Below are 22,139 nucleotides of genomic sequence, written 5' to 3'. Positions count from 1 at the left end.
AAGCCTGTCTATTTACCGTGCTACCCTACAGCGGAAAGCGCTTCATTGTTTCGCGACGGATTCCTTCAGCGGTATCCAGCCGGCTGACAGCTTCGCAGAGAGCCTCCGCATCGGAAATCCGGATAGATTCAATCCGCTGCGCAATCTCAGGGATTTTTTGCGCTGCCATGCTGAACCGCCGCAAGCCCATCCCAAGTAAGAGCGGAATTGCCTCCGCATTAGAAGCCATCTCTCCGCACATGGACACAAATCCGCCGCGCGAATCACCGGTGCGGTGCAGAAGCGGTTCCGCCTTGATAACATGCCGGATAAGCCGCAGCACTGCGGGCTGAAAACAGTCGGCTAAATGCGCAATGGTTTGATTTTCCCGATCCGCTGCCATCGTGTATTGAATAAGATCGTTGGTGCCGATAGAAAAGAAGTCAACGGCCGGTGCATACAAGTCGGCAGAGATTGCGGCGGAAGGAACTTCGATCATAATGCCCACCGGAATATCTTTCTTATACGGTATCCGATTCTGTTCACACTCCTGCTCAATCTCTTTGATTAAATTCCGCACCGCGGTGATTTCTTTTTTACAGGATATCATCGGAAGAAGAATATGCAGATTGCCGGCACAACCTGCCCGTAACAGCGCCCGCAGCTGCGGCTTAAAAATTTCGGGACGATCTAGACAATACCGGATTCCTCGCCAACCGAGCAGCGCATTTCGCTCCAAAAGATTTTCCTGCTCTTTCAGCATCTTGTCGGCGCCGGCATCAAAGGTGCGGATCAGCACCGGCTTTGAGCCCATTCGTTCCAAAACGGTACGGTATGCTGTGTACTGATGCTCTTCATCGGGAATATCTTGAGTTCCTAAAAACAAGAACTCAGACCGAAAGAGCCCGATTCCGGCGGCGTTCTGCACGAACGGCAGTTCTGATTCCTCTGTAAGTGCGATGTTTGCGCTCAAATGAACGGGAATACCGTCTTGCGTATACACTTGCGTATAATCCTGCTCTTCTCCGGGTGCTTCAATCCGGCCGCTGCCGACGGCTTCCATTTGTGCAATAGTTTTCGCATTAGGTTCCAAAGTCAACGTCCCATTCGTAGCATCCAGCACGGCATACATTCCGCTCTTTGCCGAATCCATAAGTCCCTGAACGGCAATCAGCGTCGGAATATTCCACGCTCGTGCCATAATCGCAATATGACTGGTCGCGCCCCCTTCTTCCATAATAATTCCACAGGGTGCAAGTTTTTTTATTTCGAGCGCTTCGGATGGCTTGAACGCCCGCGCCGCAAGCAAAGAGTCAGGCAATACCCCTACAAACCGAGAGGGAGTCTGCTTATGTTGGGGATTTAAATAAGAAAAAACCGGTTCATATGCATCCTGAATATCGACCGCCCGTTCGCACAGATAGCTGTCACCCGAGGCGGTTAGCATGGCTATAACTTCATCCAATTTCCGTTTGAGTACCGATTCGGCATTCATCAGCGAAGTTTCAATTTCTGCATAAATTGCACGGATAAACTCTTCGTCAGCGAGCATTGCCTGATGGGTTTCCAAAATAGTCTGCTCGGGGGATTTAGTGTCAGCATCTGCCGTCCGGTATTCGATAAGCGCCTGCCTCAGCTCCTCTTGGGCAGCTTGCACCGCAGTGCGCAACCGCTCTTGTTCGGATTTAATATTTTGTGCAGTAATTGTGTAAACAGGCGCCGTTTGTACGGCTTTTTCGGGGATGCACACAATCCGCCCCACAACAAGCCCACCACAGACAGGTAAACCGGTAAATTTTTTCATAAAAGCATTATAGAAAAAATGATGAGGTTTGCATATATAACCGAATTTGATATGCAACAATACGATAGGAAGAGACCGGTCCCTACGGGAATCGAACCCGTCTTTTAAGATTGAGAATCTCATGTCCTAACCGATAGACGAAGGGACCAAAACAGAGCATCGGGTGCTTTACTAAGCAAAAACCTCTAAAAATGATTATTTTTAGAGGTTTTCGGCACATTCCCCAGGGAGGATTCGAACCCCCACAAGCAGAACCAGAATCTGCGGTGCTACCATTACACAACCGGGGAAAGTTGACGGAGGGTATACTATCATATATTACTACTACGTGTCAAGAATACGCATTGCCTCACGTTAAATCTAACCGAAAAAGATAGGGGAGCGGCTCTGATTATAGAACAAACTGCATCTTATTGTGTTTTTCAACAAAAACTGGTATCGTGGAAATATAAAATGCCTTATCAGCAGAACTGACGGCAGATTTTAAATATGAAATAAGTGAGGTAGGATATGTTTTCCAATAAATGGGTTGCATTCGGTGTAGGTGTTGCAGCGGGATTGGCTGCAGCTGCTCTTATTCGGACTCCGGCATTCCGCAAGGCCTGTGTAGCAGTTACGGAAAAAGGTATGCAGCTCAAACAGGATGCGGTTGCCTTTATGGAATCGGTGAAAGAGGACGCACAGGATATCGCGGCCGAAGCTGCGTATAACCAATCGCAAAACGCATAAGAACTTTTTATCAATTTATCAATGAACGTAACCGTTAAACACTCCCTGCCCGGCAGAATAAGACTGCACTACAATGCGGTTGAAATTTCGCCGCGGCAAGCTATTCTTGCGCAGACACTCATCGCGGTGCAAGAAGGAATAACCGACATTCAAGTTAATCCCAAAGTCGCATCTTTTTTGGTTTATTACGACGTAAAGACCCTTTCGGAAGCTGAAGTGCTCGCCTTATTCCGAGTCCTTTCCGATAAATACCTGTCCGATGAAAGCCTGCTTGACTCCGTTGCAAAAGTCCCGATGCCCGAAAGCATCTTCGATGTACTCGCCTCCACGCTCTTTGACGTTACCGTACGAGCACTTCTCCCGATGCCGATACGCAATCTGTTGCTCTACAAAAGGATTGTACCGCGCATTGCCAAAGCGGTTCAGTCCATCTTTGCAGGAAAATTCTTTAGCACGGATTTACTCGATGCAACGGCGCTGACAGTTGCAGTTCTTGACGGTAAGGCGCAGACTGCTCGTTTTGTAGCAACGTTGCTCGATATGGGAGAAGAAATTGAAGAGCTGACCCGTCGGCAATCGTACAATAATCTGGCGCAAACGCTTTTGGTTTCAAACGAGCCGGTACATCTTATCGAAGGAAATGAAGAACGAACAATTCCTCCTTCCGCACTTAAAAAAGATGACCTCATCGTCGTTCGCGCCGGCAGCCAAATCCCCGCAGACGGGAATGTTGAACAGGGTGAAGGACTCGTGAACCAAGCGAGCATCACCGGTGAATCGCTGCCGGTAGAAAAAAAGAGTGGCACGACTGTCTTTGCAGGGACTATTTTGCTGGAAGGTGAGCTATACATCCGCGTACGCACGGTCGGCTCGGAAACAAAAGTGAATAATATCATCGCGATGATCGACCGCTCTCAATCCTTAAAAGCCGCCGCTCAAAAACGGTCGGAACGTATCGCAGAAAAAGTAGTGCCTTTCAATTTCCTACTGACCGGTTTAACCTATTTATTTACGCGGAATATCACCAAAACCGTTGCAACATTGATGGTCGATTATTCCTGCGCGATGAAACTGGCCGCTCCTATTGCCGTTCTTTCCGCAATGAAGGAAGCGGCGGAGCACGGCATTTCCGTAAAAGGCGGAAAGTATTTGGAAGCGGCGGCGCTTGCCGATACCGTTATCTTCGATAAAACGGGAACCCTCACGTATGCGGAACCGGTCTTAACCGGAGTGCACCCGTTCGGCTCCTTTACAAAAGACGAAGCATTGCGGCTCGCAGCGTGTCTTGAGGAACATTTTCCGCATCCGTTGGGGAGAGCCGTGGTACGAGCCGCTCAAGAACAAAACCTTGTCCATCCCGAGCGCCATGCGAAGGTAGAATACATTGTCGCACACGGTATCGCGTCCTCGTTAGAAGGCAAACGGCTCTGTATCGGAAGCGCTCATTTTATTTTTGAAGATGAAAAAGTTCCGACCACCAAAGCAATAGCCCGCGTGCAGAAGTCTGCGGAAAAATCAGGCTATTCATTACTCTATTTGGCGGTTGACGGACAGCTCGCCGGTATTTTGACTATTGGAGATCCCGCCCGGGAAGGTACTGCAGAAACCATCTCCGAGCTGAAACACTTGGGTGTACGCAATTGCGTTATGATTACAGGAGATGCCGAACAAGCGGCTGCAAAGGTTGCAGCTCAGGCCGGTATCACGGAATATCATGCGCAGACGCTGCCGGAAGATAAGGTGCGGTATGTGCAAGAAGCACGAAATGCCGGACATAAGGTAATTATGATTGGTGATGGAATCAACGACGCGCCTGCACTTTCCGCCGCGGATGTCGGCATTGCGATGGGCAACAGTTCTTCCATCGCAGGCGATACTGCCGATATCGTATTGGCCGACGACGGACTTTCCGGTTTAATTACGGTGCGGAAGCTCGGTCAAAAAACGCTGTCACGGATAGATAAAAACAACAAGCTGATTATCGGCGGCAATTCACTGCTCTTGTTTGCCGGTATGTTCGGTCTTATCCCACCCGCACTCGCGGCGACGCTGCATAATTCGCTGACCATTGCCGTCAGTATCGAATCCATGCAAAAGTTGTTAAAGGACGCGCGATGATTACCGGCTTTTTTCCCGGTCGCATACGGCTGCGGGCGCCTGTCTTTAAAGACACCGCAATCACCGAGCGGGCATTATCCATCCTGAAAGCTCCGGCGCTTTCATCAATCATCAAAGAGATTGAGCATAATCCCGTTACCGGAAGTGTGTTGATAAAGTACCATCCGACCAAGGTACCGATAGCGAAGCTTACTTCATTGCTCCCGTTTTTTAAAAAGCTGGAGAAAGAGGCTGAAGCTTATTCTGAAAAAAATAAAGCTGTCATTCTTGCACTGCTGGATGAGCTGGAAGGATACGTCAAAAACTGGGAAACGGCGTAACCGCTCCGGTAGCGTTTAAAACGCAGAGCAACCGTATCAGAAATATTTTAAGCGGTTGCTTTCCTTCTGTGCGAAATTTTAAATAAAATTTCGCACTTTTTTTCAGTGGTGGACGGGCAAACGCATCAGGCAGGATAGATTAAAATCGCAGAATAATTGGGGTTAATGGTTAAAAATAATTTTTGCGTTAGCCTTTTGAAAAGAGGTGAGGCAGATACGAGGCATGAACAAAAATTACCCACAGGCGTGCTTTTTGCACGTCGAGGACTAATTTTTGTGAAATAACGAAGTAGATGCCCGCCTGTTTTCAAAAGAAAGGTTGAACAGCCCGAATCATTCTGCGGGGCTATTAAAAAAAACGCCTGATGCGTTTGCCATGGTTTAAAACAGCAACCTTGTTACCACAATATATATCGGGATAAGCACTAAACTCAACAGTGTTCCCCACGCGGTGAGTCCCGCAGATTTCCCCGTATGGCAGTAATGTGTTTCAAGCACGATAATGTTGGCGGCAGGCGGCAAGATACAGATCATATACAACGCCTGCTTGTTGGCGGTTATTAATCCCAAGTGCAGCAGCCCCGCAATAAAGATAAAGAGCGTCATTAGACAGCAGACTGTAAGAGCCCGCATTATCGCCAGTTTAAGCGTTAGTTTTAAATCCTTGATTTCAAGCTTAATCTTTGCAAGCCACATACCGAGTACACCCATTCCTAAAATACTCATGACTAATTTAAGTATTCGATATAAGGGCGGCAAATAGAGTTTGATACTATCCCCGAAAGGAATACAGATAATGCCAATAATGAGCGCAGCCACGGGCGGAGATTTCAGCGTCCGTTTTATATCGACCTTTGCAGCGCCGTTATTGATCAACATACCGGCGCCGATGGAATTTCCGAAAAGAGAGTTGCCGATATACAGCGAGAGCACGGCGGTCGCAGCACTGTCTCCCCATACCGTTGCAACAATCGGCAATGAAAGCCACCCGATATTTAAATAGAAAAAACATAACCGTTCGACGGCATCGGCGCTAAAAAGCCGGCTCATATACATCATTACCGTCATCATAATAATCATAGCGAATATGCTGACAAATAAGTCGGCACGGCACGTTGAAATATTGTAAATAATGATCAGCGGAATAATTACTCTGGTAAGCAAATATGCCGTCTGCTTTTTTATATCGATCGGCGCTTTTCCCACAAGAAAACCGAACCCGAGATACAAAAACGGAAGCACTATTTTAACAGCCATTATTCCCCCTTTTTACAGCAGACAGGTAAACATATCAGTAATATTTTAAATATTTTCCTATCTTTTGAAAATAGAGATACCCACATATTTTCAAAAGATAGGATCTTGACAGCATCCTCACCTACACATATAATCAAACTAACAATTGAACATCTGTTCATATATTTGTTTAATATAACACCTGTCTTGCTCATTTGAATAAGCAGAGTGATTTAAACGAACTGAACAGGGCAAAAAATGCCTACAACGTTTGCCCTTGACGTAAGGAGGCCGCACAATGGAAAACCAAGAAGAACCGATGAGTGATGAAGCGGCAGAGTATTTTAACCCCGATGCCGTAGCTCATGCACGCTCAAAGATCCCCGACGAGGACACGATGACCGCATTGAGTGATTTTTTTAAGAATTTCGGTGATTCGACCCGTATCAAGATTGTATCCGCGTTAATGGCGGGTGAGCTGTGCGTTGCCGACATTGCGGAGGTACTTGAAATATCCGCTTCGGCAATTTCTCATCAACTGCGTATCCTCAGACAAGCAAAAATAGTGCGTTCGCGGCGGGTGGGAAAACAAATCTACTATTCTATAGAGGACAATCATGTCGGCATCTTATACAGCGTCGGCATGGAGCATATTCTGGAAGGGCGCTAGACCAAAGGAGAGATGACAAAAAACGCTGTCTAAAATATCGCCAGCGCTTTTTGTCTCAAGTTTGCGTTGCAAACTTGATTATTTACGTGTGCGCGTAACGCGCACGACTAAAAACTTTTTCGGATGTTTAAACATCCTGCAAAAGTTTTTATAGGAGGTAAGATGGCTTGTAGTTGTATGGCATGTAATCATATACACGAAACGCATAATCATGATGAACATCATCATGACAGTTTGTGGGATAAACACGATATTATCCGGTTTAGCGCAGCGGCGGTGTTTTTTATCGCCGGGATTGTATTGAAAATTGCTTCCGAACCTTTCAAAATGACCGTTCAGTTCAGCGGCGCTTCTTACTCCATTGCACTTTCATCACTGCTTTTTGTCGGTTCGTGGCTTGCTGCGGGACTGGAAGTTATTCAAACCTTGCTAAAGACCATCGGTAAGGGGAGTATTTTTGACGAAAACTTTTTGATGACCTTTGCGACACTCGGTGCATTCATACTCGGAGAGTGGTCGGAAGGCGCCGCCGTTATGCTGTTTTACAACTTGGGTGAGCTGCTGCAAGCGGCCGCCGTTCAACAGTCCCGCCGTTCCATTACCAACTTGATGGATTTGCGTCCCGAATTTGTCCGGCTCTACCGTAATCCTGCCGACTCCGAATCGGGACACAGCGATGCACATAGTTGTTGCGGTCATGAACATGAGGATGATGATCACCATCACAGCCATGAACACATTCACGCCGAGATGTGCGAATGCGGGCACGAACACGGTGAACATCACCATACCCATTCGGAAAACTGCGAGTGTGGACACGAACATAGCCATGAACATCATCACGAACATGAAGAATGCGATTGCGAGCATGAACACGAACATACGCATAATCATGCCGAAGAGTGCTGCTGCGGGCATCATCATGAAGGGGATGACCCTGACATTGTAGCCCCGGAAGATGTTCCTATCGGTACGCTGATCCTCGTAAAACCGGGAGAGAAGGTTCCGCTTGACGGGATACTGGTCGAAGGAGCGTGTTCTTTTGACACCTCTTCAATGACGGGAGAGAGTGTTCCGCGTTTTATTGAAGTAGGCGGTACGGTACTGGCAGGATTCGTCAATACGGACGGGCTTGCGGTGATTAAAACCACCGTAGCGGCGGAAAATACCGCTGCGGCAAAAATGCTGCAGTTGGTGGAACATGCGCAAGACCGCAAGGCAAAAACGGAGCGGCTTATTTCGAGCTTTGCGCGGGTATACACGCCGATTGTAACGATCGGTGCAGTGGTGCTGGCGCTCCTTCCGCCGCTTGTACTTTCAGCTGTACACGGCAGCCCGCTTTCGTGGAACGCCTTTGTTCCGTGGATTTCGCGCGGACTGGTATTCCTTGTTATATCCTGCCCATGCGCCTTTGTTATCTCCGTTCCGCTCGGTTACTTCGGCGGACTCGGCGGTGCCGCAAAAAAAGGTATATTGATAAAAGGAGCGGATTTTATTGACTCGCTTGCCAAAACGGACAGTGTTGTATTCGACAAAACCGGCACATTGACCGCCGGTATTTTAACGGTACAGCATATTCTTCCTGCCGAACAATTTAGCACGGAGGAATTGCTTGAGCTTGCCTATATCGCCGAGTATCATTCCGGCCATCCGATTGCCGTTGCGATAAAAGGCGCTATTCAAGGGCAGCTCGGCAAAGAGAAAACAGCCGTGTTTGAAAAAGAAGCAGCCGAACTCCGGCAATACACGGAAAAAGCCGGTTCCGGTGTTAAAATGCTGCGGAACGGACAGGAGCTTGCGGCCGGTTCCGCACTGTTCATCTTCGGCGATGCGGAAAAGCAGCCTGCTTCCATTGCTCAAATTGAAGGAACAAAGGTATTCCTTTCCTACGGCGGGCGTTATGCCGGCTGTATTATTTGCAGTGACAGTATTAAACCGCAATCCGCACAAGCGATACGGGAACTGCGCGGCGCCGGGGTCGGATATCTTGAGATGCTGACCGGCGATACGAAACGTACGGGCGAAAAAATAGCCGCTGAATTGCAGCTTGACCGCTGCAGCAGCGAACTGTTGCCGCATGAAAAGGTCGCCCGCTTTGAAGCAATCAGCGCCGATCGGAAAAAAAGCAACGCCCGCGCTGTCTGCGTGTTTGTCGGAGACGGGATTAACGATGCGCCTGTTCTTGCCCGCGCGGATGTAGGTATCGCGATGGGCGGAATCGGCAGCGACGCCGCAATCGAAGCCGCCGACGTCGTTCTTATGACCGATAACCCGCAGCTCATTCCGCAGGCAATCAAGTCGGCACGCTTTACACGGCAAATCGTCAAACAAAATATCGTTATGTCGTTTGTTGTTAAAATCGCCTTTTTAGCAGGCGGTGCTTTAGGGATTATCGGATTATGGGCAGCGGTGTTCGCCGATGTCGGCGTCGCGCTTCTTGCCGTGTGTAACTCGCTACGGGTGCGACGGTAGGTTGTTACGGCTGGCTCTCAGCCAGCGCTTTGACAAATAGCCTGTTGAACAGTGTACGTCCGTGTACACTGTTCAACGACGAGATTTGTGCATAGCCTAAATCTCGCTACTGCTTGGAACCACCGCCCTCCATGGCGGTTTTGCATAGCCAGTGCTGTTGAAAAAACTATCCGTAAGCCTTTTGAAAATAGTGGTGCCGGATACAAGGCGCTGAATAAACAACACCCGCAGGCGTACTTGTTGTACGTCGAGGACTGTTTTTTGTTAAGCGGCAACGCAGATGCCCGCCCTTAACCAACGCTTTTGCAAAGAGACGGTACAGATACGAGGCGTGAGCGAAAATTAACCGCAGGCGTATCTTTGATACGTTGAGGATTAATTTTCGCGTAACAACGAAGTAGATGTGCCGTATATTTGCAAAAGATCACTCAAAGTCTAAAGCTCCCGTGTAAAGTTGATAATACCGTCCCTTTTTAGCAATAAGGCTTTCGTGTGTGTCGCGTTCGATAATTTCGCCGTGATCCAAGACCATGATAACGTCGGAGTTCATGATGGTGGAAAGGCGGTGGGCGATGACGAAAACGGTTCTGCCTTCCATCAGCCTATCCATACCTTTTTGGATGAGCGCTTCGGTTCTTGTGTCGATTGAAGAGGTTGCTTCATCCAATATCATAACGGGCGGATCGGAGACTGCGGCGCGGGCAATGGATAAGAGCTGCCGCTGTCCTTGCGAAAGGGAGTTTTTGCTGCCTTCAATAACCGTGTCATATCCGTGGGGCAGCATCGTAATAAAGTTGTGCGCATTGGCAAGTTCTGCCGCTGCGATACACTGTTCGTCGGTTGCATCCAAGTTGCCGAATCGAATGTTTTCCATAATAGTGCCGGTAAATAAATTCACCTCTTGCAATACGATACCGAGCGAACGCCGCAGGTCTTCTTTCTTAATGCGGGTAATCGGTATGCCGTCGTAGGTAATAGTGCCGCTGTTAATATCGTAGAAGCGGTTGATCAAATTGGTAATCGTTGTTTTGCCTGCACCGGTCGCCCCGACGAATGCAACCTTTTGTCCGCGCTCTGCAAAGAGGTTTATGTCCTTCAGCACGTTTTTCTCAAGGCTATAACCGAAATCGACATGTTCAAAAATCACCTTGCCGGTCAAACGGGTTAAAGAAATTGCACCGTCTTCATGTGTTTCCTTCCACGCCCATACCCCCGTGCGTTCAGCTGCTTCGGACAAGGTGCCTGCTTCTTCCCGTGCGTTGACAAGCGTAACGGTACCGGCATCTTCCTCCGGCGCTTCGTCCATCAGCGCAAAAATCCGCGAGGCTCCTGCAACGGCATTGATCACCGAATTGAGCTGATTGGATAGCTGAGAAATGGGATTGGTAAAGCTCCGCGACAGCGTTAAAAATGAAGCGATGGTACCGAGCGTCAGCGTGTTGATACCGGCAATAGTCGGATTGGGGATTTTTGCAATGGCAAACCATGCACCGACAAGCGCGACAATCACATACTGAAAATATCCCAGCGCATTCATAAAGGGCATGATGATATTTGCATACGCATTTGCTTTTGCAGCACTCTCCTGCCATGCGGCATTCTTTTCTTTAAATTCAGCTTTTACCGCTTCTTCCCGGCAGAACACTTTAATCACTTTCTGTCCGTTTATCATCTCTTCAACATAGCCGTTGAGCTGTCCGAGTGTCTCCTGCTGGCGGACAAAATAGAAGCCGCTCTTTTTTGCGACGAACTTAATCACGTTCAAAATAGAAAAGATGGAAGCGACAACAATGACCGTCAGGTACACACTCTGATACAGCATCGCACAGAACACGGCGATAATCGTACACACGGAAGAAACAAACTGGGGCATTGACTGTGTAATCATCTGCCGGAGTGTGTCGGTGTCGTTGGTGTAGCGGCTCATAATATCGCCGTGCGTGTGCGTGTCGAAATACCGGATCGGCAGGCGCTGCATCTTTGCGAACATCTCATCGCGGATCCGCTTGAGCGTCCGCTGCGCCACATTGATCATCAAACGGCTGTAAATCCATGAACAGAGGACACCGGCGCCGTACACCGCTGCCATAACGATGAGCGCCCGTAGCAGTCCGGTAAATACCGGAGTACTTTGCGCAAGCAGCGGCAGAATATACTGATCAATCAATACTTGCAGGAAGAGAGAGGCGGCGGCGGTTGCGCCTGCGCTTAATAAAATACAGACCGTCACAACCGCAAGGATGCCCCTGTACTGTTTCTGATAGGAAAGAAGCCGTTTGATGGCCGGCATGGAAAGCTTCATTTCCGGTTTCGCACCGTGAGCAGGTTTCATATTATGCATCGGAACCTCCGATTTTTCCGTCAGTTCCTTTTTGTTGCGTTTCAAAGACTTCTTTATAGATGGCGCTTGTATGCAGCAATTCATCATGTGTGCCGACCGCAGTAATGACACCGTTATCGAATACGAGGATTTTATCTGCGTGCTGCACGGAAGAAATCCGCTGTGCAATAATGATCTTTGTTGTGTCGGGTAAGAAGTCTTTAAATGATTTTTGAATCAGCGCATCCGTTTTGGTGTCTACCGCACTGGTTGAATCATCCAGGATTAAAATTTTAGGTTTTTTGAGCAGCGCCCGCGCAATACAAAGCCGCTGTTTTTGTCCGCCGGAAACATTGGCGCCTCCCTGCTCGATACGGGAGTTATACCCATCCGGCATTGCTTCCACAAATTCGGCGGCGCAGGCAAGGCGGCACGCTTCGGCAATTTCGGCATCGCTTGCGTGTTCGTTGCCCCACTTTAAATTATCCTTCACCGTACCGGAGAACAATTCGTTTTTCTGCAATACCATCGCCACCGCATCCCGCAGTGTTTTTATATCGTAGTCCTTGACACTCACGCCGCCGACGCTGACCGAACCTGCGGTAACATCGTACAAGCGGGGTATCAGCTGCACGAAAGAGGTCTTTGACGAACCCGTGCCGCCGATAATTCCAACCGTCTCTCCCGACCGGATACTTATATTTGCATCATCGATGACTTTTTTATCAGCACCGGCGGTATACATAAAGTCGGCATGGGCAAATTGAATTTCACCGTTTTTTACCGCCATTACCGGATGCTCGGGATTTTTAATATCGGGATGTTCGTTCAAAACTTCTGCAATGCGTTCCGCAGATGAGCGGGAAATGGTAATCATCACAAAAACCATCGAAAACATCATCAAGCTCATCATAATTTGAGCGGCATACGAAAACAGCGCCATCAGCGATCCGGTAGTTAGCCCCTGTGCAGCATTGTTCCCGCTCGCAACAATCTCCTTTGCACCGAACCACGAAATCAAAATCATACAGGTATAAATACACAGCTGCGCCATCGGCATCATCAGCGTAATGTACCGCTCCCCTTTTGAAAAGCCCTTGTAAATCGATTCGGAAATGTTTTCAAACTTGGTAATTTCGTACTGCTGTCGATTAAAGGATTTTACCGCCCGGACACCGCGTATGTTTTCCTGCACCACATTGTTGAGCTTATCGTAGGTTTTAAAAACAGTTCTGAATATCGGATGTACCTTCCGGATAATAAGAAAGATACCGAGTCCCAGCAGCGGAATCATACCGAGAAAGATGAGGGAAATATTCGTACTGATTCTAAACGATGCAATCATCGCAAAGATCATCATTCCGGGTGCGCGCACGGCAAGTTTTACCAGCATCTGATAGGAGTTAAGCACGTTTGTTACATCGGTGGTAAGCCGCGTTATAATGGAAGACGGTGAAAATTTGTCGATGTTGGAAAAAGAAAAAGTCTGCACGTTGTCGTACATATCCTGCCGCAGATTTGCCGCAAAACCCGCCGATGCCTTTGCCGCAGTAACCGACGAAAACACGCCCGTCAGTAATTGAATAAGCGCAAAGACCAAAAGCGCCGCCCCGTACTTGAACACCGTTTGCATTGCACCGGCTTCAATTCCAAAATCAATGAGATACGCCATACAGGAGGGGATGATTATTTCAAACACCACCTCCGTAATTGTCAGCAGCACTGCGATAACGGATGTTCGTTTATATTCCCGCAGGCTTTTGGATAACGTCTTCAGCATGATGACTTATCGTAGCACAGTCTAAAAAATTAGTACACATTTTAAGGGTTCTATGTATTTTTGCCTTTTTGTTCTACTATATCCATTTTATCCCGCACCGCCCGGATGCGATAACTAAATCGCTCAGCCATTCGGCACATTCCGGGGTAAGCAAACCGCGCGGCATGCGCCATGTCCAGTTTTTTCCAAGGGTAGAAGGTTCGTTCATGCGCGCTTCCGCTCCCAGCGCATACAGGTCTTGGAACGGAATAACGGCAAAAACCGCTACCGAGAAAAGCGCTTGCTTAATCAGTTCGGCGCAGAGATCGTCTTTAAAAGCAGCGGCTTGCAAAGCCGTCCCATCATCTGCTGCAGGAGACGCCGCATCGGCTGTGCCGTGCCGTACTGCGGTATGCTCTGTCGGTTCGGACGTACTATTCCGTGCTTCAGTATGCTCCGCCGAAAACAGCTCGTCGAGCAATTCTACGGCAGGTCTTTCACCGTAGAGGTAGAACAGCAGTACTTCAAAATCATCCCGCGAAAGCGTATCAAGCCATGCTCGCAATGTAGTGTTGTCATGAGTACCGGTGTACACGACAGCGTTTTGCGTATACCGGTGCGGTAAAAAGGCATCGGTAAAGCCAACTTCCCGTACCTCTGCGGCGCTAAAAGCAAACTGTAAGATTTTCATTCCCGGCAAATGGAAGTCGTCGCGGAGACGCTCCACCTGCGGGGTAATGACCCCAAGGTCTTCGGCAATAATCGGCAAACCTTTGGCATATTCACTGTTCTTTTTGAGTAGGGCGCGCTGTACCGCTTCAAAAAAATGATGATCGGGGCCGGGCAGCCATTCGCCTTTTTCCGCAGTCGGAGCGCCGAAGGGTACCGCCCAATACGCTTCAAAACCACGGAAGTGATCGATACGAATATAATCGACGAGTTCCAAACATGCGTCAATGCGGTCAATCCACCAGCGGTATTTATCAGCCTTCATCGCCTCCCAATTATAGAGCGGGTTTCCCCACAGCTGCCCCGTTGCGCTAAAATAGTCGGGCGGTACTCCGGCAACCGCTGTCGGTACGCCGTTTTCATCCAGCTGGAAAAGTTTTTGATTCGCCCATACGTCCGAAGAATCCGGTGCTACGAAAATCGGGATATCCCCGATAATCGAAATACCTTTTTCGTTTGCATACTGTCGAAGCCGCGTCCACTGCTCAAAAAAGAAAAATTGAATGACCTTATATCGGTCAATCTCATGCCGATGTTCCTGCGCCCAACGTTTTAATGTCTCCATGTCGCGGCAGGCAAGGGCTTTCGGCCAATAGTTGTTCCACAGTTTTCCGGATACACCTTCTTGAGCTGCCTGCGCATCGTATACTTCTTTAATCGACATGAAAAGCGCATAGTCATCAAGATGTTTATTCGCCTTTTGAAAACGCCGGAATGCGTCCTTCAATTCTGTGTCGGCGGTACTACCGTCTTTAATCCTGTTGAGAAACGCCGATGCGGCTTTTTTTAAGAGCGGTATTTTCCAATAGACTACCGAACCGAAGTCGATATTACCATCTGTAGAAAGGTACTCCGGCAGCTTGATATCATCGGCAGTCAAATATCCTTGCTCCGAAAGTGTTTCCAAGTCGATCAACAGCGGGTTCCCGGCAAAGCTCGAAAATGCCGCATAAGGAGAATCCCCGTAACCGGTCGGACCGAGCGGCAGTACCTGCCATAGTCGTATGTGCGCAGAGTGAAGCCAATCGATAAAGTTATAGGCGGTTTTGCCTAGTGTGCCAATCCCTTCATTACTCGGAAGGGAAGTCGGATGGAGCAGTATTCCTGCAGAACGGTTTAAAAGTTTTGAAAGCATAGTATCTCCTGTTGCTAGATTGCAGCTAAATAGAAGCACTTTTGATAACTCCATGTTTGAGGAATGTCGGAATATTCATTTTGAAAATTCGGACATTCAGCAATACTTTTTCCCGATTAATAACTCACATACAGCTTTTGTCTTTTCATCGGCATCTTGTTTGCTACCGCCAGCTTCAAGGCGTTTGATTTCGTTTAAAATGATTTGATGATTCTCCGGTGTAACTTTAAATTGTGAAGCAAACAAAATGCCAAGCAGTAGCATACAGACAGGCAACACGATAAACATCAATCTGATTTTATTGAGCGTTTCCTGTTTTTGCTGCGGCTTTTGCGCCTGACCAATACCCGAATACTTAAAATCGATCGCATCCAATAACACTTTCAAATCATATAAATCGGATTTTGTATAAAAACCAATGGGAATTATTTTTTTATACATGGTACCTTCTTTCTCGTACGAAGACGCTACAAGAAATTTATTATCGGCCTGTGCAAAGTCTGCAGTATGGAAAGACGGTAGGATAAAATCATCAAATATACTTGTCGGAATCTCTGTAAAAGAATCAGTGTTTTCAAAAAAAGAAATCACTTCAGTACTCGCGACGGCTTTGTGTTTCTTATAGATACTTTTTATTATGCCGTCCGTATCTTTGCCGGCGTACTTCAAATGCAAATTGCCATCTTCATATAGAGCATAATATTTTTCTATTTTCGAAAACGATGTCGCCGTACTTTTGCAAAGTGCTTCCGCTTCCGCAAATTGGCTCTGCGTCAAAATTGAAGGCACCGGATTTTTATATCCGATTTTGCTCAACCCGACACCGATTGTCGGCATGATAATCAAACCTAAAAACAGCTTCCGCGCAAGCGTCATCGCCGCTGAATATGTACCCGTACGCTGTTTACCGCTCATCACACGGTCTATATCGGAAATAAACGGCAACAGTTGATGAGGAATTAAATTATTCGCTGCTATGCCTATTCCCATCAGTACCATGTTCAGTATTAGCCACACGCCGCTGGATGCGGAAGTATGAAGCCCCATCAATAAAATAGCGAGGATGAATACGGTAAGCGCTGTAATGTAAACAGGCTTATGCCCTTTCCGGTTGATAAAATAGCTATGCACCGGCAACATCACCATCATAGCAATTAAAAGACTTCCCTGGGCAATAACAAAAATATTTCCCTTATTTAAATAGTCGACAATATAAAAAAGTACAAATGACATAAAAATATCAAGCGCACCGAAAGAACACACGTACATCGCAATATGAATTCTACATGACCTATTTTGAAATAGCGATAAGAAATTTTTTATAAACGATTGAGTTGATTTTTCTGCGGATTCATTCTGAGGAAGTTCCCATGTTTCAAAATAAAGCGGTATCCATGGGAGTGCAAAAATGAGTGCAAATACGCATCCCATGATAAAATACCCCTGAGCACTTCCGTTAAAATGGTCAATAATAGGCTGCGCCAGCACCCCGCCAAGCAACGTTGCAACAAACGAAAACATCAGTCGAGTGCTGTTCAGCTTATTCCGCTCAGAAAAATCTTTTGTTATTTCGGCGCTGAGCGCTGCATACGGAATATAAGACACGGTTGAAACCGTAAAAAAGATGATATAAGCAACGGTATAAAAGATAAACTTGCCTGTTTGCCCTTCAATGGTAATCGGAAACCAAATAAGGATAAATGATAAGGCTATGGGAAGAATAGAAACTAAAAACCATACGCGCCGTTTGCCAAACCTCGTCCGCGGGGTGTTATCGGAAATATATCCCATCATCGGGTCGGAAACCGCATCCCATACCTTACCGATTGCCGGAATTAAGCCAGCCAATGCGGGATGCACCCCGATGACGTTTACCAAATAATACATTGAAAATGTCGTAACAATAAAAAAACAACCGCCGCCATACAAATCCCCGCCGCCATAGGCAAGGTATGTACGCCATGTCATTTGTCTTTCTTTTATTTTCATGGTCTTATCATACAATAGACTCTCATATATTACAATCGACTTTTTCTGCAAGGAGATGATTTATTATATCCGTTAAGGCAGACTGCAAAACAGTTTTCGGACAGTTTTCTTAGATTTAGATGCAATGTTTAAAATTAAGTCATTATTGCATAAGACTTAATTTTAAACTTGCGGGGATGCCTAAAAAAGCAGACAAGTTTCCAGACATCCCTATTTTCTTTAGAATACATCAAATCGAAGACCGACCGATATATGCGGACGAACACCCTTTATCTTGGATGATGATCCTTCGCTGACATCGGTCGGGATAAACCAAAGTTGCCCCTCCGTATACACAGCGAAACTTCTAAAATATTTTATCTTTTTCTTTGGCAGCTTAACGCGAGGGAATTCTATCTGTGCAAGCATAGCTGCAAGGACTTGCGGTTTTCCCTTTTGGGTTTTTGTAAAGACCGAGAAATTTGCCCCTAAAGCACCGGTCATATATAACCACGACCAATCAGGCCCCGCGAAAGATTCAAAAGGTAGCTCGAATACATTTGCTAGGATCTTCATACTGACGACGTGTCCGCCATATCGCATGCTTTCACCCTTATAGAATAAATTCCATTGCGAGGGCAAAAACTGCCCATAATGAAGTTGTAATTTCACATTGCTTCCGAAGAAACTTAATCCAACTCCTGCATTCCACAACGTAGCACCCCAGAAACCAACATCAAAATGCAACCCTTGTATGACCTTGGGTATGCCGTAAAGGTATTTATCGCCCTTCCGTAAGGACAAAGCAACATTGGTAACGGAAACATCATCGGTTGCTAATCCTGCATACCTCAAAGATTGGTTATAGGTCCCGCCTTCATCCGGAGTAAGCAACGTAACAACAGGAGCAGTCTTATCAATACTTACCACCATACGACAAACAGCAGTTTCATTATTTGCCATCCGGGCACGCACGAGCAGGAAATGCTCACCTTCTGCCATATCTCCGGTTTCAAGCCGGTACCTCCAGTTAGCTTTTGAACCAAGAGAGATAAATGTTCTACCATTATTAAAGCTAAGCTCTACAGCAACTAATTTCTTTGCGGCAATTGCCTCGCGAATACCGACTGCTGTAGATTTATCTTTGAGCAATAGCTCCTCTTCCTCGGAAAGAGTGTATCCCGCCCTGCCTTTCAAATACGGCCGCTCGACGGCAAAATCACCCATCGCAAAATTATCAATCGTAATCCATGGACCTGTAGCCTTATAAACTATCGAATGTACGGCAGAAGTTTCCGGCTTGTTTTTCACAATTTCCGCTTTAACCGATACTTTATGTGGACCTTCAGTCATACCTTCAGGCGTTATTTTAAAATTGAAATAACCGGTCGGAGAAATAGTGGCTGTACCACGTTCCGCACCATCGATATATAAGGTCGCGGAATCAGGGAAAATCGTACTGGATATCTTTCCATATATATTAAACTCGCCTACCAATGTTTCTCCCATAAGTGGAGCAAGGAGCTCGATCTTTCCTTTATCATTACTACGATCAATGACAAAATTTCGGGCAATATTGGTGACATTTCCGGCCTCATCTGAACCGACAATTTCGAGGTTATAAGATCCTTCAGGAAGATCTGCAACATTGATAGTCTTGGAGACGATAAGCTTCGGCTCTAGCACCGTATTTGAAAACTTCGCCGGTACCGACTGACCTTGTAACCCTTTTATATGGACAGCAACTTCTTTTAAGGCGGTTTCGTCATATACCTGCCCTGAAATAAAAAGGTCATTACCGTATTTTCCACCGGGAATTGGATATTCAAACTTGAGAACCGGCGCTGTATTATCAATGTTTACCAAGGTAGAGGTTCGAGATTCTTCGCCATACTGATCTATAGCTTTTATAAATACTACATGAGTCCCATCGGCAATCACAGCAGTATTAAAATCGTAATGCCAGTTTTCGCTCCCCTCCGCCTTAGAATACGTATTCCCGTTATCAAGCGACACCTCAATTGACTTAACGCCATTTTTATCGGCTGCAGTTCCTGTGATAGTAATAATATCTTTTACTATGGACGTACTTACAGGTGTTTGAACCGCTACCGAGGGAGGTGCAAGAGAAACCCGTACCTTCCGCTTAAACACATTGCTCTTAACACCGTAAATATCTTCGGCATAAAGCGAAATAGTATGTTCGTTATCCGTAAAATCGGTTAAAGCAAACGGAATCGTAAAGGTATTTTTTACTTCAAGGGATTTTATTGTGCCATTGTCAATCTGATAAAAGACTTTCGAAACGCCGTCATCATCATGTATAATACCGGAAAGAACAAAATCTTTTACCACAATAGCATCTTCTTCCGGTAAGTGTACTTCAATAACCGGCTTATCCGATTCAGTATCTATTTCAAAAGGATACTCGTTATATGTTGAGACATTCCCTGCCTTATCTGTAAATCGGAACACCATTCCCTTACCAATCGGTGCGGACGCCGTACCGATAATCTTGTGGGGAAGAGGGGAAATTTCTATCAGCTCCCATGGACGATTAGAACCTTCCGGTTTATATTCGACCTTTTCGAGCGCAGAATAGTTATCCGGTTTAAAAACCATCAAAATAGAGCCGTTAACTTTATCTCCTTCACGAGGGAGAATAAGTGACACCTGCGGCCCCTGTGAGTTTTTATAGAATGTCCGATACGCAGAGCTTTTCTGTCCAAGCACATCGACTGCATGTACACCCACGACAATAACTCCGTCAGGATAATTTCCCAAAGCGATTTTCTGAGAAAACTTAGCGGAGGAAAGCGGTTGAGCCTCGGAATCGCCGACCGTGTATGTTATTGACTGTAATGCAGAAATATCGGAAACTGTGCCGGCTAATTCCAGCGATTCTTTTATAAAGCGCGGTTCTTCGGTAAGCGCCAGCTTAATTACCGGAGCAGTTTTATCCATGAGGATATTAATACCTGAAGATGTGAAGGTACGGCCTTCCGTATCGGTAACAGTAATCCGTACATTTTTATACAAGCCTTCTTCAGTAATTGCGAGCGCAATGATGTGACCTGAAAACGATAGTTCGCAGGGTATTGTAGAACCAGCTAATTCGGCAGAAGCAATCTCCGCCCCTCCTGCAGGGCGATACACTGCTGTTAACGTATTGTTATCGGATAAAATAAAAGTTCCATCAGAAGATTTATTTCCTTCCGCCCATACAAAAGCTTCTCCTTCCGAAGTCGTCTGCGAATCTATTAAAATCGTTTGAGCAACCGCCCGACCATATATATCAGAAGCCTGTACCGCAACGGGCACCACCCTGCCGGTAAATGAAGCATCAATCGGAATCCGGATAAGCGTATTTGCAGCCCCTTTCCTTATGGAAACCGGAATTTCAGCATTATCTGCAACAGTATATGAAACTGAATCAAGTCCTGCCCCAGCGCTAACATTTATTGTAACAGGAGTGCGGCTGTCAGGTGCTACCGACTGTACGACACTAGAGGTTCCCTCAAGTCCGATAACAGGCTTCGTACCTATTACCGAGAAAGATACCGTTTCGGTATTACCTCTTACACCTTGGGGGGTAACGGCATAAACCGAAATCGTATGCGCCCCTCCTGCAATATTGGTAACAGGAACACCAAACGCACCCATACTGACAGGCACAGTTATTTCTTCCTCTCGATCGAGCCTGTAGCGTATCTCAGAGACCCCCGAGGCACTTTCAATTGAACCGGCAAGATACACACTGTTACCGGTAACGGCATTAGCAGCAGGCTGCGCTATTGTAAGGCGTGGAATATCCACCGATTTATCGATCGTAATTGTCCGCATTACCTTCGTAATGTTGCCGGCTGCATCTTCGGCAGTAATTTCGACCGTCTCGGTTTTATTTGAAAAACTGCTCACATCGAATTCTTTAACCCAATAAGAATTTCCTTTAATCAGTTCAAAATCTCCTGCCTGATTTCCCATTCGCCACGATAAAGACTTGAGGTTTACCGAATCGCTTGCAAAGCCTGCTATTCCAAAAACACTGCTAACCCTTTCCGCGGGGGCAGGATAAAAGAAATCAACCACGGGGGGAGTATTATCAATAAAGAATAAAAACGTGGAAATACCCTCTGCCCCTAATTTATCCACAGCCTTAAACCAACATACGGTCGGCCCCTCTGGCATTTTACGTGTATCAAGGTCAAGCTTAAAGGAAGAAACGCCTGCTTTTTTATCATATTTAAGAGCAAGCGGTGTATAAGTATGCCCGGCGTCAAGCGAATAAAATAACTTGCTTACACCGTTTCCATCTCGCACAATTCCTTCTAACACCTTCTTGCCTGAAATCAAGGCGCCGTCATCCATACTTGTTACAAAGGTTTCGGGCGTATGCAAGTTCAAATTAAACTCAACCAAAACCCCATCACTCTTTAATCCGTTAATGTCGGTGCCCCATGCAGTAATACGGTGTACGCCTTCTTGCAAATCAGCTGTATTGAAAGTCTGCGTCCAAAACTGTTTGCCTTTTGCACGAACAGGTTCATTGCCATCCAACGCTACTTCAATATAATCAATACCATCATCATCAAAACAGGTACCGGAGGCACTGAAAGTTCCCGTAATATTCATATTCTTGACGGGGTTGGTAATAGACACAACAGGCTGATCGGAGCGGGGATCAATATATATATTAAAGGGACCGGCCTCTCCGATATTACCAGCCGAGTCTTCAGCCGTAACAAGTACATTATATTTACCCGGTTTTTTCTCAGTAAGATCAAAGGCTTCATCCCAGCTTTCAGGGTTATCTACAGTACGAGTTTCAACTTTACCACCCGCAGATAGAAATGAGACCAGAGAGAGAAATAGACAAACACAGAGCAGTAGCTTTTTCATA

Annotated in this window: 12 protein-coding genes and 2 tRNA genes; 5 read left to right on the top strand and 9 right to left on the bottom strand. The window is 46.6% G+C overall.

Annotation, left to right across the window (positions count from 1 at the left end):
• Positions 1–25 precede the first annotated feature (25 nt).
• From ptsP to E4N69_RS00720, 3 genes are all read right to left on the bottom strand, one after another.
• Positions 26–1,783 (bottom strand): phosphoenolpyruvate--protein phosphotransferase, encoded by a 1,758-nt coding sequence (gene ptsP, locus E4N69_RS00730; RefSeq protein ID WP_253824164.1) that lies wholly within the window; start codon positions 1,781–1,783, stop codon positions 26–28.
• 76 nt (positions 1,784–1,859) lie between these two features.
• Positions 1,860–1,931, bottom strand: a tRNA-Glu gene (locus tag E4N69_RS00725).
• Positions 1,932–2,002: 71 nt separating this feature from the next.
• A tRNA-Gln gene (locus E4N69_RS00720) sits at positions 2,003–2,073 on the bottom strand.
• Between the two features lie 220 nt (positions 2,074–2,293).
• Between E4N69_RS00720 and E4N69_RS00715 the strand changes: the two genes are divergently transcribed.
• From E4N69_RS00715 to E4N69_RS00705, 3 genes are read left to right on the top strand one after another with little or no spacing between them, the layout of a single operon-like run.
• A complete protein-coding gene (locus tag E4N69_RS00715) occupies positions 2,294–2,512 on the top strand; it encodes a hypothetical protein (RefSeq protein ID WP_162662024.1) in 219 nt (72 codons plus the stop codon).
• A gap of 21 nt (positions 2,513–2,533) precedes the next feature.
• Positions 2,534–4,630 (top strand): heavy metal translocating P-type ATPase, encoded by a 2,097-nt coding sequence (locus tag E4N69_RS00710; RefSeq protein WP_253824163.1) that lies wholly within the window; start codon positions 2,534–2,536, stop codon positions 4,628–4,630.
• Positions 4,627–4,950 carry an HMA2 domain-containing protein gene (locus E4N69_RS00705; RefSeq protein ID WP_253824162.1) on the top strand — a complete coding sequence of 108 codons (324 nt, stop codon included), beginning with the start codon at positions 4,627–4,629 and terminating at the stop codon, positions 4,948–4,950. The genes E4N69_RS00710 and E4N69_RS00705 overlap by 4 nt, the downstream gene beginning before the upstream one ends.
• 381 nt (positions 4,951–5,331) lie before the next feature.
• On the opposite strand, the gene E4N69_RS00700 is transcribed toward E4N69_RS00705, so the two are convergent.
• The gene (locus tag E4N69_RS00700) at positions 5,332–6,207 is read right to left on the bottom strand and encodes an AEC family transporter (protein WP_253824161.1); all 876 of its coding nucleotides are present in this window, start codon (positions 6,205–6,207) and stop codon (positions 5,332–5,334) included.
• Positions 6,208–6,484: 277 nt separating this feature from the next.
• On the opposite strand from E4N69_RS00700, the gene E4N69_RS00695 reads away from it, so the two are divergent.
• Positions 6,485–6,856: an ArsR/SmtB family transcription factor gene (locus E4N69_RS00695; RefSeq protein WP_016522542.1), complete on the top strand. Its 372-nt coding sequence runs from the start codon at positions 6,485–6,487 to the stop codon at positions 6,854–6,856.
• A 162-nt stretch (positions 6,857–7,018) separates the two neighbouring features.
• The gene (locus E4N69_RS00690) at positions 7,019–9,328 is read left to right on the top strand and encodes a heavy metal translocating P-type ATPase (RefSeq protein ID WP_253824160.1); all 2,310 of its coding nucleotides are present in this window, start codon (positions 7,019–7,021) and stop codon (positions 9,326–9,328) included.
• A gap of 424 nt (positions 9,329–9,752) precedes the next feature.
• Here E4N69_RS00690 and E4N69_RS00685 read toward each other — a convergent pair whose 3' ends face one another.
• From E4N69_RS00685 to E4N69_RS00665, 5 genes are all read right to left on the bottom strand, one after another.
• The gene (locus E4N69_RS00685; protein WP_253824911.1) at positions 9,753–11,660 is read right to left on the bottom strand and encodes an ABC transporter ATP-binding protein; all 1,908 of its coding nucleotides are present in this window, start codon (positions 11,658–11,660) and stop codon (positions 9,753–9,755) included.
• A gap of 1 nt (position 11,661) precedes the next feature.
• Positions 11,662–13,428: an ABC transporter ATP-binding protein gene (locus E4N69_RS00680; RefSeq protein ID WP_253824159.1), complete on the bottom strand. Its 1,767-nt coding sequence runs from the start codon at positions 13,426–13,428 to the stop codon at positions 11,662–11,664.
• 76 nt (positions 13,429–13,504) lie between these two features.
• Entirely contained in the window at positions 13,505–15,271 is a 1,767-nt protein-coding gene (gene malQ, locus E4N69_RS00675; RefSeq protein ID WP_253824158.1) for a 4-alpha-glucanotransferase, read from the bottom strand.
• Between the two features lie 96 nt (positions 15,272–15,367).
• Positions 15,368–17,239: an MFS transporter gene (locus tag E4N69_RS00670; RefSeq protein WP_371922395.1), complete on the bottom strand. Its 1,872-nt coding sequence runs from the start codon at positions 17,237–17,239 to the stop codon at positions 15,368–15,370.
• 240 nt (positions 17,240–17,479) lie between these two features.
• Positions 17,480–22,138: an Ig-like domain-containing protein gene (locus E4N69_RS00665; RefSeq protein ID WP_253824156.1), complete on the bottom strand. Its 4,659-nt coding sequence runs from the start codon at positions 22,136–22,138 to the stop codon at positions 17,480–17,482.
• Between the last annotated feature and the right edge of the window lies 1 nt (position 22,139).

It is taken from the genome of Treponema sp. OMZ 906, from assembly GCF_024181185.1.
Classification (GTDB): Bacteria; Spirochaetota; Spirochaetia; order Treponematales; family Treponemataceae; genus Treponema.
The sequence above is the reverse complement of the archived record's forward strand: the minus strand, read 5'-3'. Positions and strand labels throughout refer to the sequence as shown.